Source organism: Aeromonas sp. 600886 (assembly GCF_049174935.1).
Taxonomy (GTDB): domain Bacteria; phylum Pseudomonadota; class Gammaproteobacteria; order Enterobacterales; family Aeromonadaceae; genus Aeromonas; species Aeromonas veronii_A.
This window is the reverse complement of the sequence record NZ_JAAKUB010000008.1, coordinates 109,783-125,046: the sequence shown is the minus strand read 5'-3', so window position 1 is coordinate 125,046 and position 15,264 is coordinate 109,783. Positions and strand designations below refer to the sequence as shown.

Sequence of the window (15,264 nt, the reverse complement as noted above, 5' to 3'; positions counted from 1 at the left end):
AGAAAGATATTTGTGTGCTTGACGATTGCTGCTGACAAAATAGCTTTTATCGAGCATGCTTGATGACACTACATGAAGTAGTTGAAATGAAACTTAGAATAGTCAATCTCTCTTAAATACCTTATAAAATCCTTTCACATCAAATAATTCGCTATAATATAAAAGCTCCCACTCAGGGTTGTTTTGTAGTTTCTGTGAGAATACCTCGTTAGTCACGCATGAGATACAGACGCACTCAACACTAGGCTCAGCACCTAGTGCATTAACTAATTTTGTGAAAAATCCACACCCCTGCCATTCATATGGTATTCCGATCAACTCTATTGATGGACACGCCCTGAATCCATCCCTAAACCGTGGGTATTTTTTCATTATAAAATCAGGGAGTGTTGGTGGCACTCGGATCTCCAAGGTGATCCCCCCTTCTGAGTAATACAACGGTCTGACTGGATAGCCGACCGAACGAAACATCACAATAAAAGCATTGACAAGTGCATCAACGGCTTTATCCATGAGTTCTTCATCCGTCATTTGAACATCCATAAGATTTCTCCGCAGTAGGACGCTAGTGAATTACGAGGAATGAGCCCACGGTAAACCGAGAGACTGCCATCTGTCAAGCGACATAAATGGATCATGCCATTGATTTTTAAGGAGTTTTTTATTGAAAAAATAATTGTACAAATTTCACTCTTGGTTGTTTTTTGCTCTTTTTGAGTGTTGGCTGAACGACATTTAACCTATAACATGCCCATAAACAGAATGGATGTGGATGGGATGGTAAATATCGCTAATGCGGTAGTCATTACATGTGGATAATATGCTCGCAGAGCAATATAAATAAAAACATTTTTGCCGTTCGATTTAATAGACACGAGGCTTAAACAGAACATAAACAGACGAATTCCTGCATATAGAATGACATCAATGCTTGAATGACATGTTCTAGTTGTTTTCAATGTGATTCATATTTTATTTTGAAAACAAAGGCTCAATTGTTTATTTCAGAATCATAATGCATTTAAAATGCAATGTCTAAAATAAGCACTAGGCGCTCTTGTGCATGAAAGGGGGATATGTAAGGGGGGTAATTCTGGATGCAATCTATTTATAGATAGAGGTTCATTGCATGCTTGCATCCAGATGGTAGATATTGTGTGCTTAGGCTGACACATCAGTGAGTAAATCTGTGGCGATATACTCATACGTTTTATCCGGCCTCCTCTCCCGCCGAACCCAAGCATTTGCGACGCATTTTCTGATATAGTTTTTTGCCTGCCGTTCCTGTATGGAAAATTCCGCACAAAAGGAGTTCACTAACTCGGCTGCTGATACTGAGGTATGCCCACTCAGAGCTTTTTTCAGGGAAGTTAATAATGTGTTGTTATCACTATCATTCGCGCTGACGAATATCAGATGTTCTGTTCGGTTTAATAAAATCTCATCAGGAGTTTCAACCGCTCTCGAACTAAACCTGAGGCTGAATCTAGCCCCCTGCCCATCCCGTAATGCTAGTGACATAACGCCATCAGCCTCACCATGAATGGATGATGCCCCCCTGATACCAGCAGCGCCTGCGTTGTAACCCTCCGCTCCTGGCGAGGATTTTCTTGCATGATGCACAACAATGTGGGCTGCGGGTTGACTTATTTTTCTGATGGACCGCATCACCTGGCCCATCATGCTATTATCATTTTCCGCCGCCGTATGCATCCTGGCTAGTACATCCCAAATAATCAGGTCAGGCTGGATCTCATTCACGATGGAGATCATTTTTTTCGCCTCTACAGGATCCAATACATCCGTTGTCTGGAAATCACCACACCGGAAAAAATTCCGCTCAATTGTTTGGTCAGTCACATTATTATGTGCTGTCATGGTTAAAAAGCGTTTCCAAAACAACCGATCTTTTAGCTCATAATCCATATACAACACTCGTGCTGGATTTCGATTCCTCCAGTTGAGGAACTGTCCTCCACTGGCGATAGCCGATGCGAGCTGCGTTGCGAGCAGAGATTTGCCTGATTTGGGGGCGCCATTGATGATCCACTGATCACCCTGCTCAATCAGTTCGTCCAACAACCAAATCGGTTTTTGCTCACTGGCAATCCGCCCCTCACTAACCCCCCAAGCTAACATTCTATTCTGGAGCATACATACTCCTCCCAAAAAAAGTTATTATTATTTGTTGTTTTTATAAATCAATGGTAGATATTAATTATTGCTATTTATAAAGATAAACATTGCAAGTAATCTTGTATTGATGATGTTCCGCAAATATAAAAAACAAACGCCATTCAGAATATTTTACAAAGAAAGATCTGAATCCATTTCATGACGTGCAGTCCTCTGGCCAGAGTGCTCGTGCTGAGATTTTAATGCATACTCTCCAGGCCTCATCCTGAAACGTGCAATTTTTTTGGCTGCTAATATAGGGTTATCCATTATGATTCTAAGACCTCGAGTAGCAATCTCACCGACCTCTGCGTACTCTCTACGGAGCCGCTCAAGGTCTGAACCTGCTCCTGCAACTGTTCGAGCGAAACGCTCATCTGATGAATGGAGTTCTCGGCAGAGACGTTGCTGTCGCTGGTATGCGTGTTCAAATGCTGCACCATGGTCAGCAAGACCTGATGGTCGTTCATTATCTGCTGCTGTGTGACATGCTGCGATTGAACCTGCTCCCTGAGTGTTGCTATCGAGCTCATCTGCTCGGTGTTGATAAAACTGAGCAACTCTAATAATTGTTTCTCTAAATTCATGATTCACTCCTAGTAATGCTAAAATAGCGCTCACAATTTTCATCAGCAGTTGAATTAACGCTCTTTCGGTGTCTATTGTTAGGGTTCCCTCAGGGTTAACTGGGATCAGTGTGTAACCTGCATATAGCTGCATCTGCTGTTGCCAAAAAAGCGCATTTGTTGGCTGTTTGCGATGTTTCTGGGTTATCACTGCGGCCATACCTGTCGGTCGTCTCACTGGCCTCGGAGAGGGCATTGGGTACATCGTCTCAGTGACGTTATAGCGGCTCTGATTGAAGGCCCGTCGTTTGGCTATCCGCTCCTCAATCTGCTGCCAGAGTGCATCCAACGACGGTTGTGGAGGTGTTGTTATCGTCAACGTCGGTCTCACCGCATCAATACTGGTAAACGCACGGCTAAATAAAGGTCCTTTCAGCCGAAAAGCCCTGATCTTTCCCTCTGGCACAATCCGTATGTAATCCTTTTTAGCCTCGACTTCGCTAATACCATACATTTGTCGAGTCTGAGGTTGCTCCAGCCAATCAATCACAGCCTGTCGGTTACATAACTGACCCTGAGTTACCCGTAACTGCACCGCATCAGATAACGCTGCAATCAAGTCCGCATTTTTACTGTACCGTGGTATTGTTCCTGTCAGCCTCTGGCGTTGCGGATCATCTGGACGTGCGAGGTTATGTTTCAAGTTGAGGTAATCACGGATCGCATTAAAATCTCCTTCCGCACCTGGTGGGTGAGGGTTGAAATATTTTCCAGTGCGAAGATTAATCCGTGGGATTAAGAAATGATTCTCCAGATTTTGTTCATGCGTATGTTGTACCCACAAGATCATCCTGTCCTCTATGGGTAATCCCGCAAAAACCAGCTCCTCCATCAATGCACGAAATTCCTGGGCAATATCAGGATTGGAGCTCAGCGTCTGGTTGTCCTCAATTGCATGTGCAATGACACCGCTGGTGTATTTATATTTATGTGGCGATATCTCGATTGCATAAGCGATGTCTCGTGGATTTCCAGCCAACAGCTCAGGTGGTGGTGTCCGCCTTACACCATGGATCAGTCTCAGTTGTTGGTTCAACCGATGAACCAATGGAGCGTCATTTTTATCACGAGCAACCCTAATCGCATCAGTGATTGTACTACGCTCATTTTTTTGTTGCGGAGTCAGAGCGCTGTAGATACCCAGTAGGTAATCTATTGGGGCGCTGGATTTAGTCTGGCGATGCCCATTGGTTGCAAAAAATCTAATCACCGCCATAGCTCATGCTCCTCATACTCACTCTCGATTAATGCTGGATTTACCTCCACTGCATCCTCGTCATCCTCACCTGAGTGTGACCATGTAGTGTCTGGCGTCGCAGTATCGCTTTTGTCATGGCGTATAACCCGAGATGGCTGTGTTAATTGTGGTGATAACATCTCGTTAATTTTATCAACCTGCTCTTTATGTTGTTTTTCTAGCTCCCTGAGTTCGCATAGAATAAAAAGTAGATTTACATCGCCCTTATGGGAGTTACACCATTTTACCAGCTGATTGAAATTGTTATAAAACCCGGTCTGTTGCGCAATGAGATTATTTATTGTGTCGCGTAATGTTTCTGCTGGAGAAATGACGATTTTCAATTTTGTGAGAGATTGAGATGCTAACCTCGATACAGTGACTTTTGCATTTTTAGCCTTTTTCTCCCAACGACGTTTTTCCTCATATGTGCAGCGTAGCTCGATTCGATGATCCCGGATCTCTGTAAAACTCGGCAACATTTGTCGAACGATGTCTGTATCCATATTTACATCTCTAGCTATACCGTTAATAGTGACAGCAACATCGTCATTGATGCACCTGATAACGGCCCTTTCAATGAGCAGCATGAGATCAGGATCTCTTGTCAGCTCCTCACGTAAAGTGTTATTTTTTCTATTCCTTAATTTTTTATTTTCTTTTCCCACGTATTGTCTCCTGGCTGCTGAACAGCTCTAATTTATATATTGATTTAGCGGGTCTGGGCGGCAGCCCAGGTAGGTCCAGGGCGACAGCCATGGCAAGGCTCCGTACACCGTACATTGCGGAACGCAATTTGTACGGTGTAGGAGTGACCTTGCTCTTTTTATTAAAAGCAATAAACTGCCTGATTAGATAGTAGCATCAACGATAGTTTTTAGCTGCAACGATACCGTACACACTTAGATCATATTAACCCGATAACTCTCTTTAATTTATGCTATCGTAATTCACTTCTTTTTAAGGAGCATTTCGATTAATGGTATTATCGATTGCATCTCTGGCATGGTCATCAACTCATTCCAATTTCTGTGCAATGTGGCAGATGGCGCAGCAGACTGCTCTACCGTATCTACAGCATTCGAATGTAAGCACCGTTGCAAAACCGCTCCTGCCTGTGCTCCAAAATCGACTGCATCCTCGACTAACCATTGGCCATAACAGCGCTGAATCATTTCAGTACCAGCATGCCCCATCTGCCGTGCAATCCATGGTACATTTATTCCGGCAGACAATAGTTGACTGGCAAATGTATGACGGAATTGCGATGGCCCGCGATAATCAACGCCAAGAGAGATACAGTACGGTTTGAAGAATTTTTCTCTGTATTCATCGACTGAGGCGTAAGGACGCCGCTTTGCACAAAAATAGGCTAACAATGTCCGAGATTCGATTAATTTAGTTCGATTATCATTCTGCGTGACTTTTATATTTTTTGCCTTTCTATTCTTGGCTTGTTCTAGCAGTAGAGTTAGCGGTTCTATTGCCTGCGCTGTCAATTCTATTGTTCGTCTAGACCCCTCATTTTTAGGGGTTTTATACACACCATTTACCAAAGCCAGATCTATGGTTAGCATCTTTTTTTCGAGATCAACAACTTCAGCACTTAAGGCGAGCAGTTCACTAATTCGTAAACCAGTTGCTATCCCTACCTGTATCAATGCAGTTTCAATTTGATAGTTTTCCTGCTTATTCTGTTGTAGCAAAAGTGCAATCTCAGACTGCAAGAATGGTTTCGGCTTCTTTCTGGTAAATTTACATTTCTTTATGTTTTCCATCGGATTAGATGGAATTAAACCGTCGAGCTTCGCCCTAACAAATACACTGCGCAGAATTTCCAGGTAGTGATTAACTGTACAGCCATTATATTTCTTCAAAAGTTTTACGACCATCATCTCTATGTCTGTAGAGCTAAAGTCGATCAACTTTTTCTTACCGAACCAAGTTACAAGCTGCTTGCTCTTGCGGCGATATGGTCCAATGGTTGATTCAGCATAGCGGGCTTCTTTAAATTTCAGATTTTCATTTATTGCCAGTCCAAGAGTCTTATTTAAATCTTTGGCCTGTGAGTTTTTATCATTGTTCATCGGCTCTAATCCAGTTGATTTGCGCATAGGTTATGAGCATTAAAAAAATAAGTCAACAGATTTTTGATGCACAAACGAAATTACAAGTCAAGAAAATTATTTGGTTTTTTAAATAATATCGTTCCACCACAACATCTGAGCCACACAGGGCACGATTTCTGGTTGAATTTCCCTGTTGTAGAGCACGACTGATCCCACCTATCAGATAAGTGAGCATTGAGTTGGGGCTTATACGTCTATGAGCACTACAGCAAAAGTTCACCAGACGGTACTGGATTGACACTTATACTAAGTCTCTGGGAATCAACTCTATCTTTTCTTTCAAAAGAGATACGCTTACCCGTTTACCATAGCGGCCAAAAGTGATCCCTGTTTTACTATGTCCCGCCAACTCAGCCACAATATGCTCAGCAACGTCCGCCTGCTGTAACTCATCGATGTAGCTATGCCGCAGCCCGTAAAGCGTGGGACGGCCCTGACCTACGATGCCAGCATCATTGAGGTGGCGTTGGAAGCGACAGGTGATGTTATGCGCCCAGTCGTCGTCTTTGCCTGATGGTTTGTCGTCGAACAAAAATACCTGCCCCTGACCGCGACGACTCTCCACATAGTCCAGGAATTGATGTCCGATCAACGCACTATGTAGCGGCACGGTACGGTACGCATTGGCACTCTTGAGCTGTTGATCCACCTCTCCCGCATCGACCATCAGACACCAAATCCCCTCAACCTGTTTGATGTTCTGAGTTTTGAGCTGGCAAGCCTCGGAGGGTCGCAGCCCGGCATACAGGCACAGCAGGGGCACCCACCAGTCTTGAACTCTCAATTTTTTGCCTTTCTGGGATTGTTTGCTGCGCAGGCTGGCAAACAGCTGAGCCAGTTGAGGGCGATGCCAGCGCACTCGCTCCTCATCCGCCCGTTTGTGCGGCTTCTTGCCTGCCGTCAACCCATCAAAAGGGTTACGGCTGCAATAGTCCAGCGCCACGCACCAACGGAAGAACTGTTTCAGGGCGGCGAGGTAATCTCCTTTGGTTTTGAAACTGAGGTTGGTCTTGCGCAGCAAGCTGTTGCGGTACTCCTGTGCCAGCGCGGGCGTCACCTCATCGACTTTAACCCCTTTGGCCCAGGTGACGAAGGCGTTGATCCGAAGTTGGAGCTGGCCCACCGACCTATGCTGGATCCCCTCACTGGTTTTAGTCTCGATGAATCTCGCCAATGCGTGGGTGAGCATGATCCCACTGCTGGGGCAAGCTGGGGCATCAACAAAAGGTTCACGAGGTGTGGAAGGTGTTTGAGGAGGGATGAACCCCGCTGCTTTGAACGCGTCTAGATCGGCGCGGATCCAGCGATAGAAACTGCGGGGGGCAGTATCGGCAGGAGTAGCCGCGATAAGTGCGCGAGTACGAGCTGCCACTGCCAGGTTGCGGTCTACGGCGAGCTGACGATCTTTGGTGCAAAGGGAAGTACGGATAGCGAAGGGCAAGCCACGGTCACGTAATGACTTAGGCAGCGGGAGACGAGTGTAGTAGGTGCCGGAGGCATTTTTACTCAGATACATGATTGTTCCACCCAGTTGATCCAGGAAAAAAATCACGTAAGTCTAGAAATGAAAAAACCCGTTGAAATTCAACGGGTTATATTTGGCGGTGAGGGAGGGATTCGAACCCTCGATACGTTGCCGTATACACACTTTCCAGGCGTGCTCCTTCAGCCACTCGGACACCTCACCAAATTTTCGTTCGCTGCGCTGTTGCGCTGGAACGGGGCGTAATTTAGGGGAAAGGGCTGTGTGGGTCAACCTCTTTTCCCCTTATTTTTCATAATCTTTTCCGAATGCCTAACCCTTGTGCAGAATGCCGATTTTTTAAACCGGATCAGGGCTTGCCGAGGATGATCAGACTGTCCGGCAGTTCGTTTTGATCCCGGGTGGCCGGGAAGGCATCGGTCAGAATGGCGCTAACGCGCTCCACGCACTCCAGAAAACCCTGTTCGATCTCCTTGTTGCGCACGCGCGCCACGAAGTCGTCGATGATCTCCTGCCACTGGCCGTTGTCGATATGCTGGGCGATGCCGTCATCCACCAGTATTTCTACATAGTGCTCGGCGGCCGAGACGAAGATCAGCACCCCGAGCCGGTCGCGGGTGCGGTGCAGCCCTTGCTCGACAAATTGCAGGCGAGCCATCAGGGCCGCCCGGTGCTGGCGAACCTTCTTCGGGATGAGCCGCATCTTGATGGGGGTCCAGTGGAACAGCAGGCTCAGCAGCAGCCAGACCGACCACTGCACCAGCAGGATTTCGTACCAGCCGAGCCAGAAGCCGAGCTGGAACACCAGCAGCGGGGTGAGCATCGCCAGCAGCGCCGCCCAGAGGGTGGGAATGTAGCGATAGCCATCGCTGGCCGGGGCCAGCACGGTGACCAGTTCAGCATCAGTCTCTAGCTCCGCTTCGCGCACCTTGGCCTGAAGCGTGTGGAAGAACTGTTTAGAAATCATGATTTGTCTCTTTACTCCTGTTACCAGCCACCGGAGGCTCCGCCGCCGCCAAAACTGCCGCCGCCACCGCTGAATCCGCCGCCAGAGCGACCACCAAAGGAGCCGGCACCCAATCCACCGGCCATGTAGGCCGACCGACGTCGTCCTCCTGGCCCACCGCCACCACCGCCGCGCAGGTTGTGGAGCACGATCATCGCAATCACCACCAGAATAAACAGCAAGGGGCCGCCGCCGTTGTCACTTTTCGGCTGCTCGACCGGCTGATACTCTCCGGCGAGTGCCTTCATGATGCTCTGGCTGCCCGCCATGATCCCGGCCACCATATCGCCGCGTTTGAAGGCGGGCAGGATGCGGCCATGGATGATGTTGGCGGCGATGGCGTCGGGCAGGGCGCCTTCTAGCCCATATCCCACCTCGATCCGCACCTTGCGCTCATCCTGGGCGATCAGCAACAGCACGCCATTGTTTTTGCCTTTCTGGCCGATCCCCCAGTGGCGACCGAGCTGGTAGCCGTACTCCTCGATAGTCTCCCCATCGAGGCTGTCGACAGAGACCACCACCAGCTGGATACCGCTGCGCTTTTCAAAGGCGGCCAGCTGTTGGGTCAGTTGATGGGCCTGTTTGCGGGACATCAGACTGGCTTCATCCACCACCCGTCCGCTCAGCGTCGGGAAGTCCGGTGCCGCTTGCAGGGCACTGGCCCAGAGCAGCAGACAGGGAAGAAACCAGCGCAGCATCATCTTCATTGGAAGCTGACCTTGGGCGCCTCATCGGCACCGGGTTTGGCACTGAAACTGGGTTTGGCCTCCAGATCCGAGTAGAGCAGCTTGGACCAGATGACGCCGGGGAAAGTGCGGATCTCGGTATTGAACTGGCGTACCGCCTCGATATAGTCGCGACGAGCCACCGAGATGCGGTTCTCGGTTCCTTCCAGTTGGGCCTGCAGGGCAAGGAACTGCTGATCCGCTTTCAGCTCGGGGTAGCGCTCTACCACCACCATCAGGCGGGAGAGGGCGCTGGAGAGCTGGTTCTGCGCCGCTTCAAACTCCTTGAGCTGGGCAGGATCGCTCACCTGCACGCTGCCGACCCGGGCACGGGCATCGGTGACCGCCTTTAGGGTCTCCTGCTCATGGCTGGCGTAGCCCTTGACGGTGGCGACCAGATTGGGAATGAGGTCGGCGCGGCGCTGATACTGGTTCTCCACCTGCCCCCAGCTTGCTTTAACCTGCTCATCCAGGGTCGGGATGTTGTTCATGCCGCAGCCGGTCAGGCCGAGCAGCAGGGTCAGGGTCAACAGGCTCTGCGTGGTTCTGCGCCAGAGTGATGTGGCCATCTTGTTGTTCTCCTTTGATATTTCGAGTCGATAGTGCGCCATGGATGGTGTACGACCAAGAGTGCATCACCATACCAGCTTGGGGTCAGTTGCCACAACGCGCAGGTAGCTCGGGTCGCTTGTTGATGCCTGAGACCTTGGGCAGCTGGGGCTTGTCTTTTAGCCAGGATGCCAGCTCTTCCCCGCAGCCATTGCCGGGCGGAATGGGAGCCTGGGGTTCACAATCGGGGCTGCCCACCGGGCAGCGCAGCCGCACGTGGAAGTGGCTGAAGTGGCCCACCCAGGGGCGTAGCTTGGCGACCCAGGGTTCGTTACCAGCCTGTTGGCAGACCGCGGATTTGATCACCGGATTGACGAAGATGCGGGCCACCTCGGGTTTGCTGGCCGCAAGCCGCAGCAGGGTGAGCTGCTGGGGGCCAAAGCGGCCCGGTAACATCTTGTAGCTGGGTTCGTCGATCAGTGCCCACTCCTTGGGGGCATCCTGCTCCCATTTGCTGATGGGGCGGTTGGCCATGCGAAACCAGATATCGGCATCAAGGCCAGTCTGGTGGCTGCGATGGCCGGAGGTAAAGGGGCCGCCCTGGGCCATCGCCAGATCGGCGATATAGAGATCCGGCAGCCCGGCCATGCGGGTCTGGTTGGCCAGCGTCTGCAGATAGTGAATAAGGTCGGGGTGGCCGTAGTAGCGCAGCCGTTTGGTGCGGATCACCTGATAACCCGGCCCTTCGAGGGGTAGGTATACGCCGTTTTTCAGGCAACCGGCGGCATAACCACCGATGGCTTCCGCTTGCAATACAGTCGCCAGCAACAGGGACGTCAGCATGTGCGTGCTCCTTGTCTTGCTTCGAGTCGGCTCAGCAATACGAACAGACTCAAACATATAAATAAATAGGCCGCGGCCACCAGCAGCCAGATCTCGTAGACCAGTCCGCTGGAGTTGGCCATCTCGGTGCCGACGAAGGTGAGCTCCTGCACCGAGATAAGGGAAACGATGGCGGTATCCTTCACCAGCGCGATGAGCTGACCGGTGAGGGGGGGCAACATCAGCAGCATAGCCTGCGGCAGGATCACATGGCGCAGCCGCACCCAGGGAGAGAGCCCGAGGCTCTGCGCCGCCTCCCACTGGCCACGGGGGATGGCGGCCAGCCCGGCGCGAACGATCTCGGCGACGAAGGCTGCGCTGATCATGCCAACGCAGAGGGTGCCTGAGATGAGGTTTTCCCAGCGGGCAGGTGGGCCAAACAGCGCCTCTTGCCACGGGGAGAGTGATACGGTGCCGAGCCAGCGGGAGAGGCCGCTCGCAGGCAGCAGCTGGTTGGCGATAAAGAAGTAGAAGATGAAGATAAAAACCAGCGGCGGCAGATTGCGGATCAGCTGGATAAACAGGGTCGCGGGCATCACCAGCCAGGGGCGGCGGCTGAAGGCGGCTACCCCCAGCGCAGTGCCGAGCAGCAGCGCCAGCACCATGCCGAGCAGGGCGATGCGCAAGGTAGTGAGCAGACCGTTGAAAAAGTAGGGCAACTCGCCGTGAGGGCCGGGGGTGAACAGCAGATCGAAGGCCTCATGCCAGCGCCACTGATAGGCCACCCCGATGTGCAAGCGGCTGGCCAGCCAGAGGCCAGCCAGCAGCAGGATCAGGGCGATCGCCCCATCCAGCCAGTTGATGTTCCGACATGCCCCACGGACGATGCGCCGGATGGTCTCTTTTAGAGCAATCAGCATCAGGGGTTGGCGACCTGCGCTTCCCACGCCAGCGACTTGAACCAGTAGTCATGGCGCGCCTTGAGCCAGCCATCGGCCTGACGGGCTGCGATCCACTCGTTGAACTGCTCAGCCAGGGCATCATCCCCCTTGCGCAGGGCAAAGCCTTCATCGCCTTGTGCCAACGGCTCGGCAAACGGCATAAAGAGGGCATCCGGGTGGCGCAGCGCCTCTTGCTCGGGTTTCGGGGAAGAGGAGAGGGCGCCGTGGGCGCGGCCGTTCAGCACCTCCTGAAATACCTGTGACTCGTCATCAAACTGGCGCAGGGTGGCCTTGGGGAAGTGTTCTTTTGCCACCTGTACCGGTGAGGCGCCACGACGTACCGCCAGGATCACCCCGCGCTGGTTGAAGTCCGCCACGGTTTTCTTCTCTTTGGCCATGGCGCTGGAGGCGGCCAGCTGCACCCCCGAATGGGAGTAGGCCTGGGTGAAGCGCACGCTCTTCTCCCGCTCGGGGGTGATGGTGAGGCCGCCGATGATGACGTCATATTTTTTCGCCAACAGGGAGGGGATGATGCCATCCCAGGCGGTAGGCACGAACTCTACCTGCCAGCCGTTATCTGTGGCGAGGCGACGGGCCACGTCAATCTCGAAACCGATCAGTGCCCCCTGCTTGTCGCGCATCGCCCAGGGGGCGAAGGTGGACATGCCGACCCGCAGGGTACCGCTCTGCTCGATCTGTGCCTGGGTGTCGGAGGGGGCAGTTTGTGCCAGTGCCGGAGTGAGCAGGCTTGCCAGCAGCAGCGCAGCGCCCGACAGGGTGGTCTTGAATGACAGATTCATGGTTAGCGTCCTTGTTGATCCGGATTCAGGTGACGGGCCAGCGCCCGCGAACAGGCAGACAGCGTCAGGGTTAACAGCAAATAGAGGGCGGCCACGGTAAACCACACCTCAAAGGTCAGAAACGTATCGGCAACCAGAGTACGCCCTTCGTTGGTCAGATCGAAGATGGCGATCACACTCACCAGCGCCGAATGTTTGATAAGGGAGACCAGCTCGTTGGTCAGCGGCGGCAAGGTGATGCGCACCAGCTGGGGCAGGATCACCTTGCGCAGGGTGATGGTTCGCGACAAGCCAAGCGACTGGGCCGCCTCCCACTGTCCTTTGGGAATGGCCTGTACACCTGCACGCAAGACCTCGGCGGTGAAGGCACCCTGATAGAGGGAGAGGCTCAACACGGCGCAGGCAAGGGGGGCCAATCCCAGCATGGGGCCCAGCAAGAAATAGAGAATATAGAGTTGCACCAGCTGGGGCGTGGTGCGCACCAGCGCCAGATAGGCGATGGCGAGCCAGGGGCCGAGCCGGGAGGGAAGCAGCCGCAGGCTAACCACGCACACCCCGACCGCCATCGTGCCCAACAGACTGAGCAGCGCCACCTGCAAAGTGACCAGCAGGCCGTTTAGCAAGGGGCCGGCATAAAAAGTTCCCTCATCCCATTCGCCGAGAAAGGGCAACACCCTTGGCCACTGCCACTCATAGCCCATCTGGCGAGCGCCGCTATAGAGCGCCCAGCCCAGTAGCGCAGAGAGCATCACAGTGCCTGACAACCAGCCGAGCAGGCGGGGGCGTTTGAGCCTAGCCATGATAGCTGAGCACCTGTTCGAGGAAGGCCCGGGTACGTGGGTGACGAGGGGCGTTGAACAGTTGGGCGGGCGGGGCTGACTCGATGATCTTGCCCTCATCCATAAAGAGCACCCGATCCGCCACCTGACGGGCAAAGCCCATCTCGTGGGTGACGCAGATCAGGGTCATCCCCTCGTCAGCCAGCTCGCGGATTACATCGAGCACTTCGCGGATCATCTCGGGGTCGAGGGCGGAGGTGGGCTCGTCAAACAGCATCAGCTCGGGTTGCATGCAGAGGGAGCGGGCGATGGCGACCCGCTGCTGCTGGCCGCCGGAGAGCTGGTGAGGGTACTTGTCGGCCTGCGCCTGAATGCGCACCCGCTCGAGCAGCCCGAGCGCCCGGGCTTTGGCCTCCTGAGGGCGCAACCCCAGGGTATGCACCGGCGCCACCATCAGGTTTTCCAGCACCGTCATATGGGGGAAGAGGTTGAACTGCTGAAACACCATGCCAACCCGACCTTGCAGGCGGCGCAGGTAGGAAGGGGTCACCGGCTCGCCAAACAGGAACAGCTGGCCGTCGTCGATCCCCTCCAGCCCGTTGATGGTGCGGATCAGGGTCGATTTTCCCGAGCCTGACGGGCCACAGATAACCCACTTCTCTCCCCGTTCAATGGTGAGATCGATGTGATGTAGAGCCTGAAAGTTGCCATAGAATTTGTCGACGCCACAAAAGCGCACACAGGGTTGCGAGCTGGTCAAGAAGCAGGTTCCACTGAGAATCATTTACGCCATGGTATTGATTTTATAGGGGGATGACAAAGAAAACCCCCTTGTCAGCATCCTGATGGCTATTCACAATGGCGCCATTTCGTGATGACAGGAGCTTTTCATGCGTATTACATCCTTGCTTGCCGGTTCGCAGGTGCAGCTGTTGATGCCGCCAACGGTGCGCTATCGCTGCGTCATTTTTCTGTTGTTGCTGGTGAGTTGGGGCGTGGTGGCGGCCTCCTTGTGGGATGGCTGGGGCGCCATGGCGCTGCTCAACTGGGTGGGCGTGGTCTTTGGTGGCATCACCGGGATCATGGTTTCGCTGCCCCGCAGCTGGCAGCCCTGGCGCCTGGCGGAGCTGGGGTGGGACGAACAGCATATCTATCTGCTCAATGGCAACAAGGATGAGGCGCTGGCGCTGCCCCGCAACCAGCTGGTGGCGCTTGAACGGGAGCGACGAGTGGGTCACGACGGCCAGTGGCTCGACTTCAGCCTCGATCTGCAACTGAGTGAAGATGAGCTGGCGGCGGCCATGGCCTTGCTGGATCTCAAGGCGGGGGAGCTGCATCTGGTGAGCCCGTCTGTCTATCGCTTCGGCTTTAAACGGGCCTGGCACGGTCGCCGGATGCTGGCGCAACGGTTGTCAGATCTGCAATCGGCCTGAGTCGACTATTTTCTCGACAATTCCCGGCAAAGCTCAGATACTGCCAGTGACTCGAATTGATCTTGTCTGCACTGTTAACCCAAGAGATCAATCACTTGACGACAGTGTGGAGAAGGCCACGGCATGAAGCCATGGCAGGTCCGGCATAGGGGTTGTGCCCTTACCGTTATGCTGGGAATTGCATAGAGAAGGCACCTTGAATCGAGAGTGGATGGCATGAAGATTTACGTAGGAAATCTGTCGTACCGGATGACGGCCGACGAACTGAAAACCCTGTTCAGCCAGTTTGGACAGGTCGACAAGGTTGATATCATCATCGACCGCGATACCGGCCAGTCAAAGGGGTTTGGTTTTATTGAAATGCCGGTCAATGGTGATGCCGAAAAGGCCATCGCTGGTCTGCATGGCACAGAAGTCGGTGGCCGTACCATCACCGTCAACCAGGCCAAACCGAAGACAGATGCTCCCCGTGGTCGCCCGCAACAGCGCCACCGCTAAGGTACCTCGGCAATAAAAAAACGGCATGGGTTTCCCCCATGCCGTTTTTGTTTCTGGACGT

General features: G+C 52.7%; 16 protein-coding genes and 1 tRNA gene. 2 read left to right on the top strand and 15 right to left on the bottom strand.

Annotated elements, in window-relative coordinates; genetic code table 11:
* Window positions 1-102 precede the first annotated feature (102 nt).
* From G5179_RS08685 to G5179_RS08615, 15 genes are all read right to left on the bottom strand, one after another.
* A complete protein-coding gene (locus G5179_RS08685; RefSeq protein WP_139039452.1) occupies window positions 103-543 on the bottom strand; it encodes a hypothetical protein in 441 nt (146 codons plus the stop codon).
* A gap of 618 nt (window positions 544-1,161) precedes the next feature.
* Window positions 1,162-2,154, bottom strand: a complete 993-nt coding sequence (locus G5179_RS08680) for an AAA family ATPase (protein WP_421258200.1) — start codon at window positions 2,152-2,154, stop codon at window positions 1,162-1,164.
* A 153-nt stretch (window positions 2,155-2,307) separates the two neighbouring features.
* On the bottom strand, window positions 2,308-4,017 hold the full coding sequence (locus G5179_RS08675; protein WP_421258199.1) for a hypothetical protein: 1,710 nt from the start codon (window positions 4,015-4,017) through the stop codon (window positions 2,308-2,310).
* Entirely contained in the window at window positions 4,008-4,706 is a 699-nt protein-coding gene (locus tag G5179_RS08670) for a plasmid mobilization protein (protein ID WP_421258198.1), read from the bottom strand. The genes G5179_RS08675 and G5179_RS08670 overlap by 10 nt, the downstream gene beginning before the upstream one ends.
* A gap of 282 nt (window positions 4,707-4,988) precedes the next feature.
* Window positions 4,989-6,125: a tyrosine-type recombinase/integrase gene (locus G5179_RS08665; protein WP_157160599.1), complete on the bottom strand. Its 1,137-nt coding sequence runs from the start codon at window positions 6,123-6,125 to the stop codon at window positions 4,989-4,991.
* 283 nt (window positions 6,126-6,408) lie between these two features.
* Window positions 6,409-7,683: a tyrosine-type recombinase/integrase gene (locus G5179_RS08660; RefSeq protein WP_421258197.1), complete on the bottom strand. Its 1,275-nt coding sequence runs from the start codon at window positions 7,681-7,683 to the stop codon at window positions 6,409-6,411.
* 83 nt (window positions 7,684-7,766) lie between these two features.
* Window positions 7,767-7,854: transfer RNA gene (locus G5179_RS08655), tRNA-Ser, on the bottom strand.
* A gap of 145 nt (window positions 7,855-7,999) precedes the next feature.
* Entirely contained in the window at window positions 8,000-8,617 is a 618-nt protein-coding gene (locus tag G5179_RS08650) for a TPM domain-containing protein (protein ID WP_227342551.1), read from the bottom strand.
* Window positions 8,618-8,637: 20 nt separating this feature from the next.
* Window positions 8,638-9,363, bottom strand: a complete 726-nt coding sequence (locus G5179_RS08645; RefSeq protein WP_227342552.1) for a TPM domain-containing protein — start codon at window positions 9,361-9,363, stop codon at window positions 8,638-8,640.
* Window positions 9,360-9,950, bottom strand: a complete 591-nt coding sequence (locus G5179_RS08640; RefSeq protein ID WP_005346564.1) for a LemA family protein — start codon at window positions 9,948-9,950, stop codon at window positions 9,360-9,362. Before G5179_RS08640 ends, G5179_RS08645 begins: the two co-directional genes overlap by 4 nt.
* 85 nt (window positions 9,951-10,035) lie before the next feature.
* Entirely contained in the window at window positions 10,036-10,773 is a 738-nt protein-coding gene (mepA, locus tag G5179_RS08635) for a penicillin-insensitive murein endopeptidase (protein ID WP_421258196.1), read from the bottom strand.
* The gene (locus tag G5179_RS08630) at window positions 10,767-11,672 is read right to left on the bottom strand and encodes an amino acid ABC transporter permease (RefSeq protein ID WP_421258195.1); all 906 of its coding nucleotides are present in this window, start codon (window positions 11,670-11,672) and stop codon (window positions 10,767-10,769) included. The genes mepA and G5179_RS08630 overlap by 7 nt, the downstream gene beginning before the upstream one ends.
* Window positions 11,672-12,493 (bottom strand): transporter substrate-binding domain-containing protein, encoded by an 822-nt coding sequence (locus tag G5179_RS08625; RefSeq protein WP_236324898.1) that lies wholly within the window; start codon window positions 12,491-12,493, stop codon window positions 11,672-11,674. The genes G5179_RS08630 and G5179_RS08625 overlap by 1 nt, the downstream gene beginning before the upstream one ends.
* 2 nt (window positions 12,494-12,495) lie before the next feature.
* Window positions 12,496-13,293: an amino acid ABC transporter permease gene (locus G5179_RS08620; RefSeq protein WP_421258194.1), complete on the bottom strand. Its 798-nt coding sequence runs from the start codon at window positions 13,291-13,293 to the stop codon at window positions 12,496-12,498.
* Entirely contained in the window at window positions 13,286-14,056 is a 771-nt protein-coding gene (locus G5179_RS08615) for an amino acid ABC transporter ATP-binding protein (RefSeq protein WP_421258193.1), read from the bottom strand. The genes G5179_RS08620 and G5179_RS08615 overlap by 8 nt, the downstream gene beginning before the upstream one ends.
* Window positions 14,057-14,162: 106 nt before the next feature.
* Here G5179_RS08615 and G5179_RS08610 point away from each other — a divergent pair, with 106 nt between their 5' ends.
* Together G5179_RS08610 and G5179_RS08605 are read left to right on the top strand one after the other, a co-directional pair.
* Window positions 14,163-14,705 carry a hypothetical protein gene (locus tag G5179_RS08610; protein WP_421258192.1) on the top strand — a complete coding sequence of 181 codons (543 nt, stop codon included), beginning with the start codon at window positions 14,163-14,165 and terminating at the stop codon, window positions 14,703-14,705.
* Window positions 14,706-14,921: 216 nt separating this feature from the next.
* Complete coding sequence (locus G5179_RS08605; RefSeq protein WP_005337180.1) at window positions 14,922-15,203, top strand: RNA recognition motif domain-containing protein; 282 nt, start codon at window positions 14,922-14,924, stop codon at window positions 15,201-15,203.
* Window positions 15,204-15,264 lie beyond the last annotated feature (61 nt).

Excerpts from the sequence above, each read along its gene's own strand:
- G5179_RS08675 (WP_421258199.1), bottom strand. The coding sequence starts at position 4,017 with ATGGCGGTGATTAGATTTTTTGCAACCAATGGGCATCGCCAGACTAAA.
- G5179_RS08685 (WP_139039452.1), bottom strand. The coding sequence starts at position 543 with ATGGATGTTCAAATGACGGATGAAGAACTCATGGATAAAGCCGTTGAT.
- G5179_RS08680 (WP_421258200.1), bottom strand. The coding sequence starts at position 2,154 with ATGCTCCAGAATAGAATGTTAGCTTGGGGGGTTAGTGAGGGGCGGATT.
- mepA (WP_421258196.1), bottom strand. The coding sequence starts at position 10,773 with ATGCTGACGTCCCTGTTGCTGGCGACTGTATTGCAAGCGGAAGCCATC.
- G5179_RS08660 (WP_421258197.1), bottom strand. The coding sequence starts at position 7,683 with ATGTATCTGAGTAAAAATGCCTCCGGCACCTACTACACTCGTCTCCCG.
- G5179_RS08610 (WP_421258192.1), top strand. The coding sequence starts at position 14,163 with ATGCGTATTACATCCTTGCTTGCCGGTTCGCAGGTGCAGCTGTTGATG.
- G5179_RS08650 (WP_227342551.1), bottom strand. The coding sequence starts at position 8,617 with ATGATTTCTAAACAGTTCTTCCACACGCTTCAGGCCAAGGTGCGCGAA.
- G5179_RS08665 (WP_157160599.1), bottom strand. The coding sequence starts at position 6,125 with ATGAACAATGATAAAAACTCACAGGCCAAAGATTTAAATAAGACTCTT.
- G5179_RS08640 (WP_005346564.1), bottom strand. The coding sequence starts at position 9,950 with ATGGCCACATCACTCTGGCGCAGAACCACGCAGAGCCTGTTGACCCTG.
- G5179_RS08630 (WP_421258195.1), bottom strand. The coding sequence starts at position 11,672 with ATGCTGATTGCTCTAAAAGAGACCATCCGGCGCATCGTCCGTGGGGCA.
- G5179_RS08645 (WP_227342552.1), bottom strand. The coding sequence starts at position 9,363 with ATGAAGATGATGCTGCGCTGGTTTCTTCCCTGTCTGCTGCTCTGGGCC.
- G5179_RS08605 (WP_005337180.1), top strand. The coding sequence starts at position 14,922 with ATGAAGATTTACGTAGGAAATCTGTCGTACCGGATGACGGCCGACGAA.
- G5179_RS08615 (WP_421258193.1), bottom strand. The coding sequence starts at position 14,056 with ATGATTCTCAGTGGAACCTGCTTCTTGACCAGCTCGCAACCCTGTGTG.
- G5179_RS08620 (WP_421258194.1), bottom strand. The coding sequence starts at position 13,293 with ATGGCTAGGCTCAAACGCCCCCGCCTGCTCGGCTGGTTGTCAGGCACT.
- G5179_RS08625 (WP_236324898.1), bottom strand. The coding sequence starts at position 12,493 with ATGAATCTGTCATTCAAGACCACCCTGTCGGGCGCTGCGCTGCTGCTG.